We start from the raw sequence: 24,170 nt of genomic DNA, 5'->3' as shown, positions 1-24,170 counted from the left end.
TCAGCCGACCGATTTCAGATGTACCGCCTCGGGGTCGTGGACGACGCGCTTGGCAATGTCCTTGGTCCAGGCAGAGACGCAGGGAACGTGCTTGCGGACCACGCGGTGGGCGTATTTCTCGGCGATATGCACAACCTCGTCGAGCAGGCCGGTTTCCAGCTTGATCGGGTTCAGGCCGAGGGCGAGGAAACTGTCGTTCTTCACGATTAACTCGTTCTCGGTGGCTTCCTTGCGCGGGTTCGGCAGGAAGGCGATCTCGGCCCCGGTCATCTTGGCGACCATCTCGGCCAAGTCGCGCACGCGGTGGGTCTCGGTCATCTGGTTGAAGATCTTCACCCGGTCGCCGTGCTCAGGCGCATCCGAAAGTGCCAGTTCGATGCATCGCACCGTGTCCTGAATGTGGATGAAGGCGCGGGTCTGACCGCCCGTGCCATGCACCGTCAGCGGGTACTTGATCGCGGCCTGAATCAGGAAGCGGTTGAGTACGGTTCCGTAATCGCCGTCATAGTCGAACCGATTGATGAGCTGCTCATGGCGCGCGGTCTGGTCGGTATTGGTGCCCCAGACGATGCCCTGGTGCAGGTCGGTCACCCGCAATCCGTCATTCTGGGCGTAGAACTGGAAAAGGATCTGATCGAGCGACTTGGTCATGTGATAGACCGAGCCGGGACGCGTCGGATAGAGGATCTCCATCCCCTTGGCGCCGTTATCCGTTTCGACCGACACGTCCAGGTAACCCTCCGGGATCGGCGCGCCGATGGTCGAGTAGCCGTAAACGCCCATCGTGCCGAGATGGACGAGATGCGCGTCGATCTCGGTTTCCACCATCGCGGTCAGCAGGTTATGCGTGGCGCTGACATTGTTGTCGACGGTGTAAACCTTGTGGCGATCCGACTTCATCGAATAGGGCGCGGCGCGCTGCTCGGCGAAATGGATGATCGCATCGGGGCGCATTTCGGCCAGCCATTGCTTGAGCCGCTGGTATTCCTTCGCAAGGTCCAGCAGGTGGAACGCGATCTCGTTGCCCGAGACCTGCTTCCAGATCCGGCAGCGCTCCTGGATGGAATCCATGGGCGTCAGCGACTGCACGCCAAGCTCGGTATCGATCCAGCGGCGCGACAGGTTGTCGATGATATGCACCTCATGACCGAGATTGGACAAATGCAGCGACGTCGGCCAGCCACAGAAACCATCTCCCCCAAGAACCGCAATACGCATCTCTTACTCCTTCGCGGCATCGCCGACGATCAACTTTCCTAGATGACCAGATCGCATAATGTGGAGCGTAAGTCTTGTCGAATGAAAGAAATGCGACAATCTCTAGCGCCCTTGCGCACATGAGGCGGGTGTTTCGTACAGATTTTTTGCTAGCGCACATTGTTTCGAAAGTTTCGAAACCCTGCGCGCTTTCGCGAACCAGTGGCGGGCGGCATTTTTCGGCTCCCGATCCGGCGCTACAGCGGCTAGCTTGTCCAGGCAATTTCCTTTGAGAGCCTGTTTCATGCCGGATACATCTTCCCGACTGCTCCGCGCCCTGCGCGACCTGGCCATCGCGCTGATCAATGCAACGCTGATCCTCGTTCTGCTCTGCCTGATCCTGGGTTGGAGGCTGCTCGACCGGGTGGATCACATCGCGACGAACTTTGCGCGCAACATCGTCAGTGTCGAACCGCTTCGGGACGATGTGCAGTCCATGACAACGGAAATCGCCGCGCTGCGCGCCGACCTGGCGGAGGTCCGGGCAAACTCGGATCAGGCGACCTCGGAGGCGGCACAGGCCGTTACAGCACGGCTGGAAAGCTTCGAAGCCCGGCTTGACACCGTCAATGACAGGATGACCGCGTTCCGAGAGCGTGTTCAGTCCATCGAACTGAACCCGGAGGTGCTGGTCACACATGCGGTGGAAACCGCGGCCAACCAGTTCGTCACCTCGGCGGGACAGCTTGCAGGCTGCGAGATGCCGGCAGCGGCAGTATTGAAGCCGCTCGTGCCGGAGCCCGGCGGTTCGGGCGCCAACTGACGCCCGAACTGGTCAGGAACGCAGCAGAAGCGCGCTGCTGTCCAGCGCTGCCGCGATCGTCCGGTACTGCTCCGCGTGTTCCTGCGAGCGGGACGAGGAACGCAACAGCAGCGCGCTGGCTTCCTCAAGGATTGCCGCCGTCTCGGCGACCGCCGCGGCTTGCGCCTCCGGTTTCACCGCGATCAGCGGGCGGCTCGTCGAAACAGGGTTGGGTCCGGGCGTCTTGACCCGAATACGCGGCTCGGAACGGTCGCGGTTTTCCCGGGCGACCTTCTCGATCTTGCGCGATGCATCGCCGAGCACCTTGCGGACCTCGTCATTCGCCTTGCCCGCCGGAAGCGTCGTGGCAATCCAGTCCAGCCGCTCGGCAATGCAATCTACCAGATATTTTTTAGGTAAGGCATCGCAGAACGGCTCCGCCGCAGTGATCGCGGCCGCGATATTCGCTGCGAGCGTCGCATCGAGTGGAAGAACTCGATTCGACAGGTCCACGCCGAAGATCGACTGGCTCTCACTGAGTATCGACTGGTCCACACCGAAAGATGGGATCACGCCAGGAAGCGACTCGTGGATTCTCGGCAGGTTGTTGTGGACAACTGGATTGGTTGGAACGTCTACCGGCGTATCCACCGGAACATCGACCGGCACATCAACCGGAACGTCGACAGGCACATCAACCGGCTGTTCTACCGGAGGTTCCGTGGGTGTTTCCTGGGCCGTTGCGCCAAAGGCAACGATCGCGAAGGCAGCCACGGCAGCGGCGCGAGACAGCTGGCGGAGAGCGGCGAAAACGGGTTCAGAAGACATTGCGAGCGATCCAGTTGACCGAGAGGATGACATTGAAGCCGACACTTTCGAGCCCCGGCAGACGGAACGAGGCGCCAACGTCCACGTTGCCGCCGTTATAGGCGACGGACGTTCCGAAATGCTCGGTCAGCCCGATGCCGGCACCGGCAAACACGCCCGATTCCGTGCCGAACTCCCGCACCCGGTTGCCCGCGCCAAGGGTGAGCATGAGCGGGTAGACATCGCCGGCGATACGCACCAGCGGGAAGGTCGTCAGGGTGCCTGAAAGCGAAAGCTCATCGTCTTCGGAGTCAGCGTCGCCCCAGGGCCCGATACGGCTGCCCCCAAAGGCCGAGATAGGTCGGGATACCGCCCTGATCGAGCCGCTTGGAGGCGCGTACGCTCAAAAAGCCGGAATCGCCGAAATCATCCTGCAGGGAGGTTATATGCGCGGCGAATTGCAGGTCGAACAGGTCGTCGCCCACACCGATGCCGAAACCGAAGGCTCCGGAGCCGTCGGGATTATTACCAAAGCCATTGCGCCTGTCGGTCCAGGCGAGCGAAGCGAAGACCAACCCGTCGGGCGCCACGGTCGCGGCGGGAATCCCCAACAGGGTCATGTTCTTCTTGTAGGCCTTGACCTTTTCTTCGTAGCTGAACCCATCCTGCGCGACGGCCATGGCGGGCAGGGCGGATAGCAGGAGAGCCAGCAGAAGGCGAGCCAGGCTAAGTCTAAACGGCCGGTAACGGCCAAGGGTGCAGATCATGTAAGCCTCCGGAGCTTGCGTCCACGGGTTTCGTACCGAGACTGCCAAAATTTGGCTGCCAAACAATAGGAATTGACCCAACGAAACCCGCACTTTCCGCTAACTGGCAAAAAGGTGTCACTCCTCCAGACCATATGCACGCCGCAGCCCACGATTCGTTCCGGGACCAAAAGAACCGTCGATGGCGCCGGTATAGAAATCACGCTCCTGGAGGCGGCGCTGAAGGGCGGCGCGGGTTTCCCGCGTAAAAAGTTCCGGCTTCTGCTGAAGTGTCACGAGCACTTCCGTGACCCCGGCCCGAAGCGCCGCATAGAGATAGTCCGCGGCATCTTCCGACCCCTTGCCCGGCACCTGCCCACGGTCGATCAGAACAGCGAAATTATGCTGCGCCTTCGGGTGGCGCTGGTTGGCGGCGCGCTCGAAATACTCCATCGCCTTCGATACATCGGGATCGAAACCGAGCATGCCGTGGAAGTAGAAGAAGCCGACATCGTTGAGTGCATCGGCATATTCCTGATCGGCCGAGGCCATGTAGAGCGCCTTGGCACGGGCGGGATCAGGCTGAACGAGAACGCCTTCCTCGTAGAGCCTTGCAAGTTCGAACTGCGCTTGCGGATCGCCCGCTTCTGCGGCCCGCGAATACCAGGACACCGCATCCGCGGGACGGAAATCCCCGCCCCGGTTGAGCCGGCGCGCGGCGAGAGCGACCATGGAGCGGGTATCGCCTGTTTCGGCAAGGGCGACCAGTTCGGGCTCGCGTTCCTTGGGCAGGGAGGACCACGCGGTAACGAGGTCGTCCACCGGCAATGCCTCCTGGCCCTCCGCCGGACCGGCAAGGTAGAAGGGAACGCCCGAAAGTGAGCCGTAGGAATAGGGCTCCTGCCGGTTTCCCGTGTCTTGCAGAACCTTGTCGCGCACCTGCCGGAACATCAGGCTGATTTCCAGCCCAGGCTGCGGCAGGGTCTCGATCAGCGCGCGCGCGAAGGGGCTATTGGTACCGGCGCCGTCGAGTGCGACATTGCCATCCTTGGCGGCATAGGCGACCAGCGTTCCCCGGTCCGGTGCGGAAGCGGCCAAGCCGCCCCCCGCCATCACGAGCCCGCGTGCGCCGGTCGCGTCCACCTGTTCTTCGGAACTGGCAAGGGAAATGCCGCCCCCGAAGGGGTTGTTCCGGCAGGCATCGAGAATGACGATCCGCATCTTGCGCGCCCGGTCGACCACGGCCAGCAGGCTGTCTAGCGAAATGGCCTGGCGTCTCAGATCGTCGTTGGACCGCGGCTGAACATCGACCGGCAGCAGGAAATTCTCGCCCTGCACCTGAACGCCGTGGCCGGCGAAATAGATCAGGGCAAGCTCGGCGGTCTCGGAACGAAAGGCAAAATCCTCCATCGTCTTGAGAAGCGTCTGCAGGGGGGCATCGACGAGTTCGGTCACTTTGAAGCCGATGTCTTCGAGCGTTTCGGCCACGGCGGTTGCATCGCGCACCGGGTTGTCGAGCGGCTCCACGTGCTCGTACTTCCCCATGCCGATCACCAGCGCGACACGATCCGCCGCGCCAAGAGCGGGCAGCGGCGCGACAAGGGCAATTGCGAACAGGATTCGTGTCAGAATGGACATGAACGACTCCATTTCAAGCGGGACTCTGCGCCCCTATAATAAACCGGCTTCGCGCCATTCGAGCACTTTTTCCTTGCTCACTTCGAAATGCATGGAGTCCTCGCGCCGGAACCCCGCGCCCCAGATCCAGCCTTCCTCGTGGAAGAAATCAGCCATGATGGTCAGGCCCAGTTGGGTGGTACCATCGGTGAAGGCGTCCAGCCTGTCGCCGATCTTGAGATCGACCGACAAGCCGAAGGAATGGGTCGAGACGCTGGTCGACCCACGGATCCGACGCACGCAGAGCGAACCGGCGGTCTGGATCATGTCATGCAGCTTGGGATCGACCTTCTCGACCTCGGCAAAGACCCGGCGCAGCGACTCGATGGCGGGCTCCAGCATCTGGACCCGGATCGGTCCTACCTGCTCGACCCGCAGTTTGGAATTCAGGTCCGGGTTCTGCATCGGCTGACAATCGTCGGTCAGAACCTGCCGCGGTGGTCCCAGTAGATCGCTCAGAAATCGGGGCGAGGCGACGGTCAGCGGCTTGTTGAACGCCGTCCGGTCGATCCACTCGACCACTTGCGTGTAATCGCTTGCCGACATTTCCCCGATGGGCGCCCGGCTGCCGCCCTGGCCCGAGCTGGTGCGGCCGCCGAACATGATCGCCTGGGCGAGCTCGGCCTCGAGTTTCTGCACCCGCATGTTCAGCTTCTGGATCGAGTCGTTGAGCGCCTCGACACTGTCCTGCAGCTCGAACACCGTGTTCTCCCGGTCCATGTTCTCGAGGATGATATCCTCGATCGCGATGACGATGCTGCGCATGTCGGCATCGGGCCCCAGAATCTGGGGACGACCGCTGAACGCCTTTGGCAACACGATCCACAGGACAGGTGCAATCAGGAGCGCTACCGCGATGATGATTGCCGGAAGCAAACGCATTTCTTCATCCTGTTACTTCATCAAATCCGTTCCTTTCATACTAAACGCGGCGCGCCCGCTGCATGCAAGCACGGAGAATTTTCACAAGGCGCTCAAGGACGTTGCTGCAAATAGGGTGGTGGTATAACCTGCTTTCAGTTTTTAGCATGCATTGGGAGAGTCCCATGACCCACAAGACCGTACTGGCTGCCCTGTGCCTCGCAATTTCCAGCCTGGCAGTTCCGGCGATTGCTCAGAGTACCGACGCTTCGGAACAGACCGCGGAGGAGCTTCAGGAAATTTTCGAGCAGCAAAAAACACGCGGGCTGGTGATTGCCCCCGCACCGGGCACCGATACCGCCCCCGCCACGTCCCAGGCGCAGGTTGCCAAGGCATCCGTTTATACGCCAGTGGACGAAGGCACGGAGATCAACGTGCGCATCTCCTTCGATTTCGACTCCGCGCTGTTGCGCGAGGACCAGATGCCGAAGCTCACCACCCTGTGCGAAGCGATGACCAACATGTCCGGACAGGTGTTCCGGATCGTCGGTCATACAGATTCCAAGGGCAGCGAGGCCTATAACGAGAACCTGTCGCTGCTGCGCGCCGTCGAGGTGAAGCGCTACATGGTCAATACCTGCGGCATCGAGGAGGATCGCCTGCTGGCCATCGGCGCGGGTGAAAGCCACCCGGTCAATAACAGCGACACGACCGCCGACGAGAATCGCCGGGTCGAATTCCAGCTTATCAGTTGACCAACGGAGCGCCGTCCGGAAGGAATAAGCGCATGGTAGCGACACGACTATGAACAGCCGGACGGGTGATACCGAGTTTCGCATCGGCGATGTGCTGAATAACACGTTCCGTATTGAAGCCTGCCTCGGAAGTGGCGGCACATCGGAGGTATTCCGGGCCCGGAACGAGATTTCCGGCCGGCTTGTGGCCCTCAAGGTCCTGAAAGCGGAATTGGCGGACAAGGAAGACTTCCTCGTGCTGATGAAGCGCGAGGAGGAGATGCGGGATATCCGCCATCACGCGGTTGTCGGCTATTCGGAGAACCACCGGACGGCGGACGGGCATGTCTATCTTGTGATGGACTATGTCGAGGGCCCGTCGCTCGAAGACAAGATGAAGGCCGGCGGCATGTCGGCCGAGGATCTGTTGATCGTCGGCCGGCGCGTGGCCGAAGGCCTTCAGGCGGCCCATGACCGCCGGATCGTCCACCGCGACCTGTCGCCCGACAATATCATCCTCAAGAACGGCGATCCCGCGAAGGCGGTTATCATCGATTTCGGCATCGCCAAGGATGCGAACCCGGGGGCGAAGACGATCGTCGGTACCGAGTTCGCCGGCAAGTTCAGCTATGCCGCGCCCGAGCAGTTCGGCGGCATGGCCGATGCGCGCACCGATATCTACGCTCTGGGAATGACCCTGCTGGCGACTTATCGGGGGAAATCCCCGCGTCTCGGCGGCAGCCTGATCGAGATGCTGGAAGTCAAGAAGCAGGAAGTCGACCTTCAGGACGTGCCGCAGCCTTTTGCCGGCCTCCTGGCCCGGATGTTGGCCCCCGCCCCGGCGGATCGCTTCCAGTCCTGCCAGGAAATCCTCGACGAGATCGACCGCATAACCGGGAAAACCCTTGCCACGAGCACGGCAACAGGGGCGGGCTCCCTGCCCCCGGGGCTGCTGGGATTGCCCGGCACCGAACCCGAACCGGTCTCGAGCGAGAAATCCGTGCCGCCAAAGGTGAACAAACCGGCGAAGGCAAAGCCGGAACCGAAGAAGAAGCGTTCCCTGCTACCCCGCCTGCTGGTGGTTCTGCTGGTGGGCGCACTCGGCGCCGGGGGCTGGTTCTTTTATTCGACCCAGATCGCCTCGCGCCTGCCCTTCGCAGACCCCTACGTTCTGACCGCCGAACGCGGCGAGATCGGCGGGCCGGTGCTGAACGGGAATGTCCCCACGCAGGAAATGCTCGACAGCCTGACGGAGCGCGCGGCCCGGCAGAATGGCTCGCAGAACCTGAGCCTTGCCCGGGGCGATATCTCCGAGGGCTGGCCTTCGGCGGTCGCCGAGGTCCTCAGCGCCGCGGATGTTCTGAACAGTTACAAACTGCGGGTCGAGGGCAACAACATCACCATTTCCGGACACACGACGGATGCCGGGGTGAATGAGAACGTGCAACAGTTCCTACGCACGGCCTCCTTGCCGGACGGGATGCAGGTTTCGGGCCGTATCGACTTCGTCCCGCCCATTCTCCCGGTCGCCGAGGTACGGGCGATCATCGACACCGCGGCCGATTGCGGCGCGCTCCAGCTGATCTCTGCTCCGGGCGAAAGCTACGAAATTGACGACACGATCGAAGTCGGCGGCACATTATCCAGCCCCGAGTCCCGCCAGGACCTTTTCGACTCGCTCAACGCCGTTGCCGAGGGGCGCGATATTTCGATCACGACCGAATTGCTCAACCCCGCGCTCTGCGTGATCGAGGGACAGCTGCCCAACCTGCCCTCACGGGGGATCGAAGTTGCGCTGGAATTCGGCGCGACCGGACACCCCAACCCCTCCGGCGAGTTCTTTGTCGGAGAGAACCCGGTGATCGACGTCGTGCTGCCCGCCAACCTGCAGGACGGGTATCTCTACGTCTCCATCATAGACGTGACGGGAAGCGTCTTTCACCTGTTGCCAAACGTGGCCCGGCCGGAAAACAGCGTTGCCAAGCTGCGGAACGGGAAAAGCGGGACGGTTCCGATCCGGGTTGCCTATCCGCGCTCGGAAGCCGCGCCGGACAAGATCGCCTTCCTCGTGGATGACAGCCTGCTGGGGAAGAGCAAGGTGCTCGTTCTGCACACCGCCACCCCCATATTCGACACTTTCCGCCCGATATCCGAAAGCGCGGAAGGCTATGCAGAAGCCTTGAAACAGGTAAATTCGAACGGTGAAGTCACGATAGATGCGCTCGACAGCCGGTTGCTGACCCTGTCAGTGCCCGGCTGACGGGCTCACACGGCTCAAACGTCCACGACGATAACCGACACATTGTCCGCGCCACCACGATCCAGCGCGATCTGGACCAGTCGCTGGCTCACCGTCTCGATCGGAGACGCGACCAGTTCCGCCTGAAGCTCGTCGAAACCGATATACTTGTTCAACCCGTCGGTGCAGAGCAGAAACCGGTCGCCCGGCTGCAACTCGCCGCGGCGTTTCTCGATTTCGAGTTCGTCGCCCACCCCGACCGCCCGCGTGATCGCATTGGCTTGCGGGTGATGATCGGCCTCGTCCCAGGTCAGCTCGCCCGCCTCGACAAGCGCCCCAACAAGGGAATGGTCATGCGTAAGCAACTCGATATGAGCGTTGCGCAGACGGTACAGGCGGCTGTCGCCCACCCAGAACGCCATAAAATGCGCCTCTGACAGCAACAGGACCACAACCGTCGCGCCAACCGTTCCGAGCCCGCTCGAAATCGCGTAATCCTTGATCCTGGCATGGGCCTCGTGCAGCGCGGCCCGGATCGCCCGCATCCGCTCGCCCGGATCGCCGGTTTCCGGGGCGGTCACGATGGTTTCGACCACGGTCTGGCTGGCAAAATCGCCGGCGGCATGGCCTCCCATGCCATCGGACACCGCCCAGACCTGCCTTTCGGGCAGCGAGAGCAGGCAGTCCTCGTTGATCTCACGGACCCGGCCCACATGCGAAATTGCGCTATGACGAACCTGTCTCATACCGTTGTCTCCGATGACCAATACACATCGCTCGGGTCGAACATCGCAGCCAGTTCCCGCCCCGCCGGCAACATGGGGGTTCCCAGGAACTCGGTTCGTTCGCCAATGAGCGCACTCCAATAGCCGCGGACACTCTCCCGCGTAAATGTCTCGGGAATGGAAGCGGCATCGCCTTCCGGCATCAGCACGAAGCTGCCTTTCAGCGTGGCAAGCCGACGGCGCAAGGCTTCCTGGGTCATCGAGAAATCGAGCGCGTCAAGAGCCAGCGTCTCAAGCGCATCGAAAATGCCGCCACAGGACATATGCCCCATCGGGCTTGCGGCCGAAGCCCCGACCGGGACCGTCAATGTCAACGGGAAGGCGCGGCCCACCCGGTCCACCGAGGGCATCAGCACTCCCAGCAATGCCTGGTTCGCAACTACCCCCGGAGCCAGCGAGAAACGCCAGATCGGCGCGGTGTAATAGCATTCCTGCCAGCGCTCCCCGAGATATCCGCGCGCCCGCTTCAGGCTGTTGCTCAGCCATTTGTCCCAAACCGCGGCAAAGCCTCTTGGCAGGTCGATCCAGAAGAAATCGCCCTGTGAGGGCATCTTGCCAAATGCGCCGACCGGGCCGAGGAGATCGATCCCGGTCATCAGAAGTTCGTCGGGCACTTGAATTCGCTCAGCGCTGCCATGCCGAACGGGTTGTTGACCGAACCGAGCTGCATCAGCAGCACAACCCGGCGGCCGCCCACGCTGAAATACAGCCGTCGACGATCCTCGGTCGTGCTGCGCACCTGCCCGGTATCGATCAGGCGGAACATCGCCCAGGGGCCATCGCGCGAAATCGTGCTCTCTCCATTTGGAAGCTGCGGCGCGACGGTCAGGCGGGCAAGCCCGACAGACCCCGGCCACTCGACATTCTCTGGCGAGGCCCGACTGCCACGCTGCTGACGCACCTTGACCCCGTGCAACTCCAGCAACATTTGCGTGGCCTTCGCATCGATGGCCTGCGGTGTGAGTTGCACCGTGAATCCGAGTTGGCCGGTGGCAAAGAAGGTTTCGCGGATCTGCGTAGCGCGCTGGAACTGCACCAGCACCGCCGGAGCAATCCCCAGCTCCTCGCCCGTACCGCCCCGGAAGGTCCATGGGTTCGCGTGCATGTCCACGAACTCGGCAAGGTTCTCCGAGAAAAATCCGTCGATCAGCCCCCCTGGCGAGAAGAGCCGGGTGAAATCCTGCAAGGCGACGTCGGCCTGCGCGCGCCGGTCGAAGGGATAGCGGTTGCTCAACGCCTTCTCGCAAAGTGGCAGAACCTCGGCCTGCCATTGCGAATTCAGCTTCGCACGCAGCCCCTGCCGGCCCAGCCCGGTCGTGCCGGAAGTGATCTGGGTCGACCAGCGCTTGAGCGGGTCGGGCTTGAGGTTCGCCATCTGCTGGAAACCGGTGATGACAGGGTTGGAGAGCAGGTCTCCCGTGCCGCCGCTGAAGGTCAGCTTGTTGAATTCGAGGTAAACTTCCTTGAGCTGGGAAATATACGCGTCCAATTCGCTCGGCTGCCCGTCGGGCCGGTCGGTCATGTTGTGCAGCCAGGTAAAACGGCGTTCGACCTCGGAGCCCAGCGGCAGCGTCTCGTCGCCCGAACTCGCCGCAAGGCTGGCTTGCACCGCATCCTTCAGGACACGTTGCGGGAAGCTCAGCCTCGCGCGCAAGACCCGTTCCACGCCCTTGCCCACGACGCCGCCAGCTGCCTCGGCTGCTTCGTCTACCGCGTCGCAGGGTTCCGTCAACCTTGTCTGGTTGGCCACCTGCTCCAGAACGTTCAGGATCGGCGAAGCCGGTGTCGACAGCACGTTGGTCACTTCCGCCGCGCGTTCAGGCGAGTCGAAGGGAACGATATTGAGATCGGCGAGGATCGCTTCGTAGCGCCCCACCATATCCGTGAAATAGAGCTGGAAGACGCCGACCGTGGTTGCCGTCTTGAAGTCCTCCGTCCGGTCCTCGGAGACCTCGCCCAACACCCAAGCCTCGTTGGCCAGCTGCTCATTGACCTGCAGGGCCTGCGGCACAAAGACATCGTGGAAGGCGCAGCGGGTATAGATGCCCTCGATCCCGTCGCCCAGCGACGCCCCCGAGGTCCGCCGCATGGCGCGCCCGATCTGCGAATTGCCATCTGTCGGGCGCCATTGCGGCAGCGCGCGCACCTCGGCGTTGTTTAGAATGCCTGTATAGATCCGGTCCGATTGCGGCATGGCGGAAATCTCCGCCCGCGCCTGTTCGACCAGGTGACCGTTCAGGTTCACCTCCAACATCGGCTGATCGAGCAAGGCTTCGAGATGCCCCTCCAGATCCGCCCGCAATTCCTCGTTGACCGCGCCGGAATAGAACTGTTCCCAGTCCTGCCGCATCCAGTCCAGCACCAGCTCCTTGTTCATCGGCCCCTGCTGGCCCAGCATCAGGTAGACCTTCAGCGCCTCGTAGAGCCGGTCCGGATCGCTCATCGAGGATTGCATCTGCTCGTCGAGCCGCAGGAGCACCCGTGGCAACAGGTGTTGGTTGAGTGCGGAGCGATAGGTCTGGGCCACCGAGTTGCCCACCAGCTCGCCCTGGTAGAGACCGAAACCAAGCCGCGTCTCGGGATCGACATCCTGCGTGCGCGGGTTGGTCGGCATGTCGCGCAGGATATTCAGCGCCGGAACGACGATCGGGAAATCGGTATCGCCGATCGGGCTGCCCGGGATCTGTGCCGCGGCCTCCTGATAGGCATCAACCCGCGTTGACGCCTCGGCCAGCAGGTCACGATTGCCCAGGTAGGAGCGTGCCCAGAGCCCCCCGACGCCAAGTACGATCAGCACGGCGGCGGCAATGGCGATGCGGCGCGACCAGCGATAACGGCGTGCCACCTTGTCGTCGATATAGACCAGCCCTGCCTCCGGGAACACCACGCCCTCGAAAAGCCGGGTCAGGAAATAGGAACGTCCCTTCCCACGGCCCGAGCCAATCGCCTGACGGCCAATGCCGAAGGTCTGCGCCATGGCCAGCATCAACCGGTCGAGCGGGTTGCCCTCCTGCGTGCCGGAGGTGAAATAGACACCGCGCAGGATGTGACGCTGTTCGTAGCGGCTGTCCACGAAGACCTCGGACAGGAAATCATGCGCTACCTGCCGGATAGAGGCGACCTGCCCGGCGAACCCGGCAATCAGGCTGCGGCGGGCCGGATCGGTCTCATGCTGAAGCCGCTCCAGGGATTGCGCATTCAACCGCTCCAGAAGCGCACCGAACTCAGCATCGAAATTCTCCATCGGCGAGCGCTGGCCCTTGCTCTTGTCCAGCTCCAGCGTGAAGCCCCAGACCTGCTCGCGCTCCTCCTTGCCCATCGGCTCGAAGGTCTCGGTAAAGCCCGCGATCAAGTCGGCCTTGGTAAAGAGCACATAGACCGGGAAGCGAACGCCCAGTTCGTCGCGCAGTTCGGTCAGCCGGCGACGGATCGCGGCGGCATGGCCCTGCCGGGTCATCTCGTCCTGCAGCGAAAGGTCCGAGAGCGAAATTGCGACGATCGCGCCATTGATCGGTTGCCGCGCGCGATACTTGCGCAGCATCTTCAGGAAGCCGAGCCAGGCTGCGTTCTCGGCATCGGCATTGCCTTCCTGCGTGGTGTAGCGCCCTGCCGTGTCCAGAAGCACCGCGTCCTCGGTGAACCACCAGTCGCAGTTGCGCGTACCGCCCACGCCGGCAATCGAGCTCTCGCCATCTTCCCCCGCGAAGGGAAGGCGCAGGCCGGAATTGACGATGGCAGTGGTCTTGCCTGCCCCCGGCGGCCCGATGATCACGTACCAGGGCAGCTCGTAGAGATGCCGGCGGCCGGTTTTCGAGCGGCGCAGTTGCGTCATCGCCCCGCGCAGCTTGGACTTCATCTCTTCCAGTTCGGCCTGAACGATTTCATCGTTCGGGTCCACATCCTCGGCCACGCTCTCGACGATCTCCTTGGCCATCTTCTTGTCGCGGCGGGAGCGGCGGATGGCGATGATCAGGATCCAGAGCAGCGCAATGAACCACATCACGCCGACAACGACGCTCCGCCAGAGATACCCGGCAAAGGGCTGCCAGGTCTCGCCGCCGATCCACGGGCTGAAGAACCAGAAGCAGAGTGACAGGATCAGCGTCACGATGAAGATGACGAAGTAGGCAGAAGTAAAGAAACGCAGAACGGCGGACATCAGGGTTCGTTCCTCATCAGCACGACCTCAATCCGCCGGTTGGCGGCGCGGCCTTCCTTCGTTTCATTCGACGCGATCGGTTCCTTCTCGGCGCGCCCCTCGGAAGAGAGCCGCCTGGGATTGTCCAGCATCGCGGCAATCATCTTCTCGACCGACTTGGCCCGGTCGAGCGACAGCTCCATGTTGGAGGCATAGCGCGATGAGCGGATCGGCACCGAATCCGTATGGCCAACCACGATAATCGCTCCGGTCTCTTCGTTGAGAGCCTCGGCCAGGCGGTTGACCGGCTTGTGGAACTTCTCCAGCAACACATTGGAGCCAGACGCGAACATGCCCGCGCCCTTGATGCGGATCGTCACCGTAGAGGCATTGCCAAGCACTTCGACGAGCCCTTCCGTGATCTCCTCGGCCAGGAATTCCTTGAATTTTTCCGGAACGGCGATAACCGGTGCAGGCGGCGGCGGCGGCGGCGGCGCCTTGATGTCGATCGTCGGGGGCACGTTGGATTCCAGCCGCGAGATCTGTCCGGTCACGCTCTCCGTCGAACCGCCGAGCGCCCAGGTGAAGGCAAGGAAGGCCAGCATCAGCATTACTGCCGCGATGCTCATCGCGATCAAGACCGGGCGCCAGATCGAGCGGGGATTGTTGGGAACCTCGAGCCCCTTCCAATGCGGCGAGATCTCGCGCTCGACCGGGCCGCGCTGGTTGCGGATCAGCCGGGCAAGCCCCGCCCGCACTTCAAGGTGCCGCGCGGGCCCGTTGGGATCCACATCGGCGCGCAGCCGGCCTTCGAAACCAAGCGACATGCACATGTAGAGGAATTCGAGCAGCTCGATATTGTTGGGCGGGTCCTTTTCCATATGTGCCAGCACGTCGTAGAAACGGTCGCCGCCGACAACCTCGCGGTGGAAAGTCGCTACCATGCTCTGCAGCGACCACGAGGAGTTCTCGCCCCAGGGCGTGTTCAGAACGACGTCATCGAGCGTGGCGCAGATCGCGTAGCGGGCCACTTTCACATCCTGGTCGGTGCAGCCGGCCTGGTGGGCGCGGCTCTCGAACTCCCGCACTTCGCCCACGACATTCTGCCGTAGCCGGTCCGGGTCGGCATGCTGGGCCCGGTTCGAAATGCGGCTGACCAGAGCGAAAAGAGGCACGGCACAGGCAATCAGCCGGTTCATTCCGGTAAAGGATTGCGGCAGCAGCGCGGCTTCCTCGGCCGCGTTCGCGCGACTCGATGGCGTCGACGAACTCGGCACCCCGAAACTGGCAGCGGGCGCCCCTGACTGGTCAGGCTGCGGCGCGGAATGTTGCGAAGGGGCACCGGCGGGCGCCGCCTGCGGGGCGGCGGCTGGCTGGGCAGGCGACGGGCGCCGTCCACCGGGATTGGGCCGGATAACCGTGCGTTCGCTGTCTTCGGCTTCGGAGAAAGGATCGTCGCTTGCCATGATCTGCTCGCCTTGCTCCTATCAGTTCTGGCGGATCGCCCAGAGCTCCATCTTGAGCCCCGGATAGGTTCCGGACACATGCACCGCGATGCCACCCGAGGTCGTCATCTTGCCCCAGTACTGGCTCTTGGGATCGAGCTCGAAATAGACAGAACCGGCGGTATAGGGGATCTGGCGCGGCGCAACCGGCAGCGGCCGCAGCGTGATCCCCGGCAGGGCCGAGTTGACCAGTTGCCGGATTTCCTCCACCGGGCCGATCTTGGATTGGCCGGCGAAATGGCGCCGGACATTCTCGGCCGGCGCGTCGGAAGTGACGGCGAGCACGAAGCCGGCGGTGGTGATGAGCTTGCGGTCGGCGATGAGGCCGACGGAAATGCCGTATTTGCGCGGCTCCAGCGGGATGGAGATCGCGTTTTGCTCCAGCACCGCCGAGAGATACTGCCGCAATTGCCGAATAACCGGCGAGAAGCTCTTGGTCAGGTCGTGATGCTGATAGGGCGGGAAATCGGGCGGGCGCATCTTCGGGTCGATAAAGGTCGCAAGCTCCCCTGTCACGGCAACGCAGAAGCGATAGAAGCTCTCCGGATGCAGGTTCTCGATCGCCAGCATATGCCTGACCTGCGGCAGCACCCGGTTGAGCGTGAGCAGCAGCAGGAAATCCTGAATCTCGGCAGCCCCCTTGGTGCCACCCTGCGTCAGACGCCCGGCAAGGGCCGTCGCACGATGGTTGAGAAGCCCTTCCAGTTCGTTGAGGAAACTGTGCAACGGACGGGCCGCGCGCACATCCATGCAACTGGGCACGAAGCCGGTATCCAGCACGATTTCGTTGTCGGATTTCACCTCGATGATCCGGGCAATGGGAATCGCCAGGCGATCGGACAGGTCGTCCACATCCAGCGCGAATTGCAGCCGCAGCTTGCCCACCGCCATCGTCGCCGGCTTGCGCCCGGTTCCGATCGTGTCGGTCACTTCCAGCTCGGCGGGCCGCAGCCGGGCCGCCGAGAGCTCCGCCCCGGTCATGTCCACTTCGAGCGCGCCCTGCCGGCGGATCGGAATGGTGAGATGGACGATGCAATCCTTGATCGTGGAGGGCACCTCGAGCGAGGGCGGCTGGTCCTCGATCTCGGGCACGCGGAAAACCGAGCCGTCATGGGTGACGCCGGAACAGGAGGATATCGCGAACTGGCCGGTCTTCAGCATCTCCTCGTTGATCTTCAGCTCGCTCACACCCCAGCCATAAGGCCGGATCCGCCCTGCCAGCCCGCCAAGCTGGCTTTCCATGTAACGGTCGGCCTGCTGGAAATGTTGCGGTTGAAGGAACAGCCCTTCGCTCCAAAGAACCTTGCTCTCCCAGGACATCAGCGTTTCCCGCCCTTGTTCATGATCCGCCCTTCAACTTGTTGAGCTGTTCCTGGTAGGCACGGGCGAATTCCCGGCTGAACAGCTCGTGAAAATCATTCTCTGCCGCATCCGCCACGTCGGCATAGATGCGTTCATAGGTTTCCCAATAGCGCGCCTTGCGCCCCTTCAGCAGGCTGCCGATGCCACCGGCACTGGTGATCTCGGACTCGAGTGCCTCGGGCGAGAGCCGCCGGAGCACGCCTTTCAGGGCCGCTTCCATTCCCGTCATCGTTGCGACCTCGTGCGCCTTGATATCCTGCAACGCCTGATCCGCGGCCAGTTCGGCCGCGAGGTAGCCGCGGCGCGGCGGTCCCACGAGCGCCTCAACGGCCTCTTCCGGCGTCACCGAGAATTTCAACGCATTGTTGCCACTCGGCGAAATGCGCGTCTGGTCAATGCGGAACTCGGACTTGATGGAGCTGCGCGTCATCAGGATCTCGCGCAGCCCGTGAATGACGATCCGCAACACGTTGCCGAGGCGCTCGGCAGTAACGACCGGAGCTTCCTCGTCAGACAGGTCGACCTCTCCGACGCCCGCCGCATCGAGAAGGATCTTCAACAATTCCGCATCCTGCGTTCCGGGTTGGGGCGCTGCGGGTGCGGCTGCGGGTGCGGGCGGTGTAGCCTGCGCGGGCGAAGGTGCAATGACAGGTTCGGCCGGGGGCGCAACCGGTGGGGCGGGCTCGGACGCCAGTGGCGCCGGCTTTTCCGCCGCTGTTTCGGGCGCGGGCGTGGTTTTCGCGGGCGTCCCGCCTCCGGGCGCACCGATACCGAGATCGAGATCCTCCGGAATGAAGGCCGCGCCGGACCCAACCCCGGACGGTGCGCTTCCCGGTATGGAGGATTCGGCAAAGGGGTCTTCGGCAAAGGGGTTTTTGTTGTCGGCCGGCGCATCCCGGCCGAGCGGGCTGACGGGCAGATCCAGGTCCCAATCGTCAGGTATGGTGGAACTCGCCGTTTTCGGCAGGTTCATGTGGTCATTCAACGAGGAGCTGTCCAAGCCCTGACTGGCGCCCAACAGCGAGTCCGGATCGGGCCCCTTGCCAAGGATGTCATCTTCCTCCCCCTCGCCCAGCGGCGGCAGTAGCCCGTCCTCGCCCAGCTCGGGCCGCATGATGCCCTTGGGGCCGACCGGGCCTCCGGGAGAGTCGAGCAGTTCGTTGATCACATCCTTTTGCTGGCTCATCGAGGGCGCATCCAGCAGCCCCTCCAGGTCCTGGTCGGGACGCGCGCCGCGTGGCGAAACGGACCTGCCCTGGACCGGATCCAGCAGGGCCGGCTGCCCGGTCTCCTTTCCCGTCGAGATAGCCACGGCCAGTTCGTAATTCCCGATGCTCAGAATATCGCCGTCGTTGAGCGGGGTCGGCACCTTGCCCAGAGGGATCTTGCCGTAATTCAGGAATGTGCCGTTGGTCGACAGGTCGATGACCACGACATTTCCGTTCTGGTCCTCGATGGCGCAGTGATTTGACGAAATCAGCCGGTCCGGGTCGGGCAGAACGAGGTCATTATTCTTGCCCCGCCCGATCGTCAGCGAGTTGCCGACCATGGCGACCGGTCGGCCATCGCCCGGGATCGAGCCCGACGACTGGAAGTGCAAAACCACATTCATTGAGGATACCCGCGTGTCTTTCCGTACCCCGTAACTTTCAGGCACTTACGCGACGAAAGCAACGGTCGAGACGTCATTCGTCCTCCCCGTTCTTCTGCTCCACATGCCCGTTGCCGCCCCGTGCGATATCCAGCGCCCGATCCAGCATCAGGTCTGCCGCCTCGGTAAAATCGCCACCGCGTGCGTCGATCGCCATGACGTTCATCCCGAAGGCGATCGCGGCGGCCCCGCCCTCGGGGGCCGGAAATTCCTTGAGATCGCCGGGACCCAATGTTCCGTCCGCATAGACGGCAAGCAAGGCGCAGAGCGAGGTATTGTCCCTCGGCCCGGCGGCCTCGCTGGCACGAAAGGCGGCTTCGCGGGTCTCTTCCGACGGTCGGAAAACCCACGCTTCGGCAGCCGCCAGTGTCGCTGGCGGCGTGGCCTCCTGCCCGATCACGTCGCGGCCCGCCAGACAGGCCCACCATGTCAGTTCCCGCGGCGGCAGGCTCGCCGCCATAACCTTGAGCATATCCACCTTCGCGGTCACGGCTTCCCGCCCGCCCAACTCAGCCAGCACTTGCGACACACCCGCCGATGCCGGTCCTTCCAACTCGGTCTCCAGCGACAGGTTGGTCTGGGCCATTATCCGCGCTGCCGGCACTTGCGGTATCTTGTTGAGGTCTTCGAACCGTCCGCCCATCTCGTGCTCCCAGCCTTAGTTGATCTTCACCAGGCCGCCCTGGATCATGACCATCCCGCTACCATTAATCTTGACCATCGGCGCATTGGTCTGGGCCATCGCCTGCGCCTCAATCTTGACCATGATGCCTTTGATGGTGACGCCCGATTGGTCGATCTTGATCGAGTTCGCTCCTACTTTGAGTTCGATCGACTGCATTGCCTCATGCTCGGTCTTGCCCAGCGACACTTTCGTCGTGTGGTTGCCCATCGAGATCGTCTCTTCGAAATTGCCCATCGAGACGGTGTTCTTCATGTTGCCCTTCTTGACGGTGTTCTCGTGGTCGCCCTTCTGGACCGTTGTCTTGAAATTGTTGCCAATGGTCTCGGTGCGGTCATTATAGACCTCGTGCGTCATGTCGCCCGGGCTCTTGCCCCCGTCGCCATAGCCGATCTTCACCTTCAGATCGTTGCCGACTTCCTCGGTCTTGTCGTGGTAGATCTCCTGCGTGAGATCGCCCTTGTCCATGTCGTCGAAGCCGATCTTGATCGTCGCGTCATTCTCGACGACCTGGTTGTAATTCTTCTCGGCGTGGAAATAGACCTCCTCCTCGCCCTTCTTGTCCTCGAAACGCAGCTCGTTGAAATTCTGGTTGCTGCCCTCTTTCGTGGAGCGGGACTTGATCCCTGTCTGGGTCATGTTGGCGGGCAGCTCATAGGGCGGCATCGTGTCTGCATTGTAGAGCATGCCGATGACGAGCGGCCGGTCCGGATCGCCCTCCTCGAACTGGACAACGACTTCCTGGCCCATCCGCGGGATGCCGATCATGCCCCATTTCTTTCCCGTCCAGGGCATCATGCAACGCACCCAACAGGTGGATTTCTCGTCCATCTTGCCCAGCCGGTCCCAGTGGAACTGGATCCGGATGCGGCCATACTTGTCGGTATAGATCTCCTCGCCGCTCGGTCCGGTGACCACGGCGGTGTGACATCCGGCAATCTCGGGCCAGGGGGTGACCGGTGCGGGGCGGAATTTCTCCTGCTTTGGAATCGCCAGGACCCGAACCTGGTAGGGATCGTTGAAGTCGATCTCGGCACGCACGGAACCGGAGGGGAAATGGCTGATTTCCAACGTGTTCAGCTCGCGTTCGTTGAGCTGGAACAGATGGGTCGCGGAGCGCACGACGAATTCCTCGCCCTCTCCCGTCACCTCGTGCTTGGAGACCTTGAATACCTTGCCGACCTCGATATTCGACACCAGCCCCGTGCCGCGCCATGTGCGGTAATGGATCGCGCGTTCTTCCATCCGCACCTTGGAATAGAACTCGCCATCCGAGGTTTCCCGGTAATGGCCGGGATAGTCGTATATCTCGCGTTCTTTCAGGTCGTGCTTTCCCTTGGGCAGGGAGCGGAAGGTTTCCAGATCCGCCTTGGGTTTCTCGAAATTGTAATCCGTCTGGGTGTATTTTCCGGTGGTGGCGGCATGGTCGATATACCACTCGAAGAAATGCTCGAGGTCACGCCGGCTGGGATCGTTCAATTCCAGGAAACGGATCGTGTCATCGGCGGGCACTGGGGTATGGGCCGCAGAATCGTCATGCAGCACCATCTTTTCGTCGCCATCGTACTCGAAGAAATAATGGATCCCCTCCTCCTCCATCAGGCGATGGATGAAAGCGAGATCGGTCTCCCGATACTGCACGCAGATAACGCGGGACCGATAACTTTCGCTCAGCCGCTCGTCGAAAGTCACGCCGTAATCCTGCAGCACTTCCTTGATGATGTCCGGCGCGGTTTTGTCTTGGAAGATCCGGCAATCCTTGTTGAGCGAAAGGAACCACATCCTGGGCCGGATTTCGGCCCAGTAATGGCAGGCCCCGTCATAGGTGCCGACGAAACGCGCATTGACGCATATACCGACATGCTTGCGCTCGCGGGCGCCCGATTCGAGCCTGTCGGCGCCGTCCGGCACCTTGGCCGTCAGCGAGATACCGCGGCCCATGAGATCGTCCAGATCGATATTGGGAGTATCGGAGATGAACTCGATCCGGGCCCTGGAAGGCTCGTTGAAACCTTCGTCGATACGCGCCGCCACAAGCACCAGCGGGTCGGAACACGAGCTGCACTCCATCCGGATCGGGAAGTCCTTAATCTTGCTCTTGTCAATTTTAATACTCATGGCCAATCCAATCATTCAACCTGCCCGAGTCTACACCCGGGCAGGCAATGCTCCAAATATCCAGACGCCTGAGCGTTCAGACGAAATCATAGGTGAAATCGCCGTTGGCCGCGTCCACCGTCACGCCGTTGATTTCCTCTTCCATCATCATCCGCCGCAGGAACTCTGCCGAGACCTCGGGCAGCATGGTGTTGGTGACAATGGCGTCGATCATCCGCCCACCTGACTCCAGTTCCTGGCAGCGCCCGACAATGGTGTCGACCACGGCGTCGGTATAGTTGAAGGGCACGCCATGGCTTTCCTCCACCCGCTTCTTGATGCGGTCGAGCTGGAGAACGGCGATCTTTCCGATCACCTCCGGGGTCAGCGGGTAATAGGGGATGGTCACGAGCCGGCCGAGCAGTGCCGCAGGGAAGATCTTGAGCAGCGGGTCGCGTAGCGCCTGCCCGATCCCCTCCGGTTCCGGCAGCAGGTCCGGATCGGAGCACATGTCCATGATCAGCTCGGACCCCGCATTCGAGGTCAGCAGAATCAGCGTGTTCTTGAAATCGATCACGCGGCCTTCGCCGTCTTCCATCTGGCCCTTGTCGAAGACCTGGAAGAACAGTTCATGCACGTCCGGGTGCGCCTTCTCGACCTCGTCGAGCAGCACCACCGAATAGGGCTTGCGCCGCACGGCTTCGGTCAGAACGCCACCCTCGCCATAGCCGACATAACCCGGAGGGGCGCCCTTGAGCGAGCTGACCGTATGTGCCTCCTGGTATTCGGACATGTTGATGGTGATGACGTTCTGCTCGCCGCCATAGAGCACTTCGGCCAGCGCCAGCGCCGTCTCCGTCTTGCCGACGCCCGAAGTACCGGCCAGCAGGAAGACACCGATCGGTTTCTTGGGGTTGTCGAGCCCGGCACGGCTGGTCTGGATGCGCTTGGAAATCATTTGCATCGCGTGGTCCTGCCCGATCACCCGCTTGGCGAGGTGATCCTGCAGGTGCAGGACAGTGTCGATCTCGTTGCGGACCATCCGGCCCACGGGGATGCCCGTCCAGTCGCCGATGACGCTCGCCACCGCCTGCGCATCAACGATGGGCAGGATCAGCGGGTGCTCGCCCTGGATCGCCTCCAGTTCCTTGTTCTTGGCGCGCAGCTCCGCAATGAGCGCTGCACGATCGATGCTCTGCTCAGGAGCGTCTTCTGCCGCTTCGGGCGCATCGCCCGCTTCGGCGGCCGCGTCGGTGGCAGCTTCCTCGGCTGTGGCGGCCTCGCCCTCTGACGCGGAACTCTCTTCCAGGTGTTCGTCAACAGGCATCCCGCCTTCGCGCAGCTTCGCCCGGAGCGCGAGGATGGCCTCGACCACGCCCCTTTCCTGCTGCCAGCGTTCGTCCAACCCTTTCAGCCGTTCCTCTTCGGCGGCTTTCATTTCGATGGTTGCGGCGCGGCGCTCGTCCACGTCATAACCGGCAGTCTCGTCGCGGTCGATAATCTCCAGCTCGGTCGTCAGCGCGTCGATCCGCTTGCGGCAATCATCCACCTCGGCGGGAACCGCGTGCTGGCTCACCGCCACGCGGGCGCAGGCCGTATCAAGCACCGAGACCGACTTGTCCGGCAATTGCCGCGCCGGGATATAACGCGCGGAAAGCTTCACCGCCGACTCGATGCCCTCGTCGAGCACCTGCACCTTGTGGTGCTTCTCCAGCATGGAGGCGATGCCGCGCATCATCTGGACGCCCTTCTTGACGTCCGGTTCGTCGACCTGGATCACCTGGAAACGCCGGGTGAGCGCCGGATCCTTCTCGATATGCTTCTTGTACTCGGCCCAGGTGGTCGCGGCCACGGTGCGGAGCGTGCCGCGTGCAAGCGCCGGCTTCAGCAGGTTCGCCGCGTCGCCCGTTCCCGCCGCACCACCGGCACCGATCAGCGTGTGCGCCTCGTCAACGAAGAGGATGATCGGCACTGTCGACGCCTGCACCTCGTCGATCACCGAGCGCAGCCGGTTCTCGAACTCGCCCTTCATCGAGGCACCGGCCTGCAAAAGGCCCACGTCGAGCGAGAGCAACCGCGCATCCTTGAGCGAAGGCGGCACATCGCCCCGCGCGATCCGCTGGGCGAACCCCTCCACGACGGCTGTCTTGCCCACGCCAGCCTCGCCGGTGAGGATCGGGTTGTTCTGCCGCCGCCGCATCAGGATATCGACGATCTGGCGGATCTCGTCATCGCGCCCGACAATCGGGTCCATCTTGCCCTCTCGCGCCTGCGCCGTCATGTCGGTGCAGAATTGCTTGAGCGCTTCCTCCTTGCCCATCTGCGCCGGCGCCATCGCGCCCGATGCCTCGCCAGGCACCGCGCCGCCGCCGGTGACGGAGCCGTCCTGCGGGCGCAGCCTGTCCTCCGGCGAGCCATCCACGACGGTCGGGAAATTGTCGGAGAGGTCATCCGCGCCGACCTTCTTGAACTCGCCCGAAATGCCGTGAAGCACGTGGCGCAGCTCGGAGGTCTTGACCATGCCGAGGATCAGGTGGCCGGTGCGGACCTGGTTGGAATTGAACATAAGCGAGCCATAGACCCAGGCCCGTTCCATCGCGTTTTCCAGATGCGTGGAGAGGTCGCTGATCGAGGTCGCCCCCCGCGGCAGCGCATCGAGCGCGCGCTGCATGTCCGCGGCCAGTCGCGCCGGCTCCAGATCGTAATGCTTCATGATACGGTGAATATCGCTATCAGGCAGCTGCACGATCTGCGTCAACCAATGCACGATTTCGACATAGGGGTTCCCACGCATCTTGCAGAAAACCGTGGCCCCCTCGACCGCCTTGTACCCCAGCTCGTTGAGCTTACCGAAAAGTGCTACCCTGCTGATTTCCGACATGAAATG

At 62.5% G+C, this 24,170-nt stretch carries 18 protein-coding genes; 3 read left to right on the top strand and 15 right to left on the bottom strand.

Translation table 11 applies throughout. From position 1 onward, the window contains the following. Positions 1–1,218, bottom strand: a complete 1,218-nt coding sequence (locus BLR85_RS02130) for an NAD-dependent epimerase/dehydratase family protein (RefSeq protein WP_093148484.1) — start codon at positions 1,216–1,218, stop codon at positions 1–3. Between the two features lie 283 nt (positions 1,219–1,501). Between BLR85_RS02130 and BLR85_RS02125 the strand changes: the two genes are divergently transcribed. Beyond that, positions 1,502–2,020: a hypothetical protein gene (locus tag BLR85_RS02125; protein ID WP_093148480.1), complete on the top strand. Its 519-nt coding sequence runs from the start codon at positions 1,502–1,504 to the stop codon at positions 2,018–2,020. Positions 2,021–2,032: 12 nt separating this feature from the next. On the opposite strand, the gene BLR85_RS02120 is transcribed toward BLR85_RS02125, so the two are convergent. The 5 genes from BLR85_RS02120 to BLR85_RS02100 all read right to left on the bottom strand — a co-directional run bounded on the left by BLR85_RS02120 (position 2,033) and on the right by BLR85_RS02100 (position 6,111). Continuing rightward, the gene (locus BLR85_RS02120; RefSeq protein WP_170844426.1) at positions 2,033–2,827 is read right to left on the bottom strand and encodes a hypothetical protein; all 795 of its coding nucleotides are present in this window, start codon (positions 2,825–2,827) and stop codon (positions 2,033–2,035) included. Further along, the gene (locus BLR85_RS28985; protein ID WP_170844425.1) at positions 2,817–3,065 is read right to left on the bottom strand and encodes a hypothetical protein; all 249 of its coding nucleotides are present in this window, start codon (positions 3,063–3,065) and stop codon (positions 2,817–2,819) included. Before BLR85_RS28985 ends, BLR85_RS02120 begins: the two co-directional genes overlap by 11 nt. A 52-nt stretch (positions 3,066–3,117) precedes the next feature. After that, positions 3,118–3,573: a hypothetical protein gene (locus BLR85_RS02110; protein ID WP_093148470.1), complete on the bottom strand. Its 456-nt coding sequence runs from the start codon at positions 3,571–3,573 to the stop codon at positions 3,118–3,120. A gap of 117 nt (positions 3,574–3,690) precedes the next feature. Continuing rightward, positions 3,691–5,190: a caspase family protein gene (locus tag BLR85_RS02105; RefSeq protein WP_093148552.1), complete on the bottom strand. Its 1,500-nt coding sequence runs from the start codon at positions 5,188–5,190 to the stop codon at positions 3,691–3,693. 33 nt (positions 5,191–5,223) lie between these two features. Continuing rightward, a complete protein-coding gene (locus BLR85_RS02100; RefSeq protein ID WP_093148466.1) occupies positions 5,224–6,111 on the bottom strand; it encodes a M15 family metallopeptidase in 888 nt (295 codons plus the stop codon). A 164-nt stretch (positions 6,112–6,275) separates the two neighbouring features. Between BLR85_RS02100 and BLR85_RS02095 the strand changes: the two genes are divergently transcribed. Together BLR85_RS02095 and BLR85_RS02090 are read left to right on the top strand one after the other, a co-directional pair. Further along, a complete protein-coding gene (locus tag BLR85_RS02095; RefSeq protein WP_093148463.1) occupies positions 6,276–6,845 on the top strand; it encodes an OmpA family protein in 570 nt (189 codons plus the stop codon). A 49-nt stretch (positions 6,846–6,894) separates the two neighbouring features. After that, positions 6,895–9,084 carry a serine/threonine protein kinase gene (locus tag BLR85_RS02090; protein WP_093148460.1) on the top strand — a complete coding sequence of 730 codons (2,190 nt, stop codon included), beginning with the start codon at positions 6,895–6,897 and terminating at the stop codon, positions 9,082–9,084. 14 nt (positions 9,085–9,098) lie between these two features. Here the strand turns inward: BLR85_RS02090 and BLR85_RS02085 are convergent, their stop codons facing one another. The 9 genes from BLR85_RS02085 to tssH all read right to left on the bottom strand — a co-directional run bounded on the left by BLR85_RS02085 (position 9,099) and on the right by tssH (position 24,164). Beyond that, entirely contained in the window at positions 9,099–9,809 is a 711-nt protein-coding gene (locus tag BLR85_RS02085) for a PP2C family protein-serine/threonine phosphatase (RefSeq protein WP_093148457.1), read from the bottom strand. Next, positions 9,806–10,462 carry a type VI secretion system-associated protein TagF gene (gene tagF / locus BLR85_RS02080; RefSeq protein WP_212635003.1) on the bottom strand — a complete coding sequence of 219 codons (657 nt, stop codon included), beginning with the start codon at positions 10,460–10,462 and terminating at the stop codon, positions 9,806–9,808. Before tagF ends, BLR85_RS02085 begins: the two co-directional genes overlap by 4 nt. Beyond that, entirely contained in the window at positions 10,444–14,007 is a 3,564-nt protein-coding gene (gene tssM / locus BLR85_RS02075; RefSeq protein ID WP_093148451.1) for a type VI secretion system membrane subunit TssM, read from the bottom strand. Before tssM ends, tagF begins: the two co-directional genes overlap by 19 nt. Beyond that, complete coding sequence (gene tssL / locus BLR85_RS02070) at positions 14,007–15,452, bottom strand: type VI secretion system protein TssL, long form (protein ID WP_093148447.1); 1,446 nt, start codon at positions 15,450–15,452, stop codon at positions 14,007–14,009. Before tssL ends, tssM begins: the two co-directional genes overlap by 1 nt. Positions 15,453–15,473: 21 nt before the next feature. Next, the gene (tssK, locus tag BLR85_RS02065) at positions 15,474–16,811 is read right to left on the bottom strand and encodes a type VI secretion system baseplate subunit TssK (RefSeq protein WP_093148444.1); all 1,338 of its coding nucleotides are present in this window, start codon (positions 16,809–16,811) and stop codon (positions 15,474–15,476) included. A gap of 19 nt (positions 16,812–16,830) precedes the next feature. Next, complete coding sequence (gene tagH, locus BLR85_RS02060) at positions 16,831–18,465, bottom strand: type VI secretion system-associated FHA domain protein TagH (RefSeq protein ID WP_093148440.1); 1,635 nt, start codon at positions 18,463–18,465, stop codon at positions 16,831–16,833. Positions 18,466–18,538: 73 nt separating this feature from the next. Next, positions 18,539–19,147 (bottom strand): DUF6931 family protein, encoded by a 609-nt coding sequence (locus BLR85_RS02055; RefSeq protein WP_093148436.1) that lies wholly within the window; start codon positions 19,145–19,147, stop codon positions 18,539–18,541. Positions 19,148–19,162: 15 nt separating this feature from the next. Further along, a complete protein-coding gene (locus BLR85_RS02050) occupies positions 19,163–21,304 on the bottom strand; it encodes a type VI secretion system Vgr family protein (protein WP_170844424.1) in 2,142 nt (713 codons plus the stop codon). 76 nt (positions 21,305–21,380) lie between these two features. Next, positions 21,381–24,164, bottom strand: a complete 2,784-nt coding sequence (tssH, locus tag BLR85_RS02045) for a type VI secretion system ATPase TssH (protein ID WP_093148430.1) — start codon at positions 24,162–24,164, stop codon at positions 21,381–21,383. Between the last annotated feature and the right edge of the window lie 6 nt (positions 24,165–24,170).

The organism is Aliiruegeria lutimaris (assembly GCF_900099935.1).
Lineage (GTDB): Bacteria > Pseudomonadota > Alphaproteobacteria > Rhodobacterales > Rhodobacteraceae > Tropicimonas > Tropicimonas lutimaris.
Note: the sequence above shows the minus strand (reverse complement) of the source record. Positions and strands in the feature narration are given on the sequence as shown.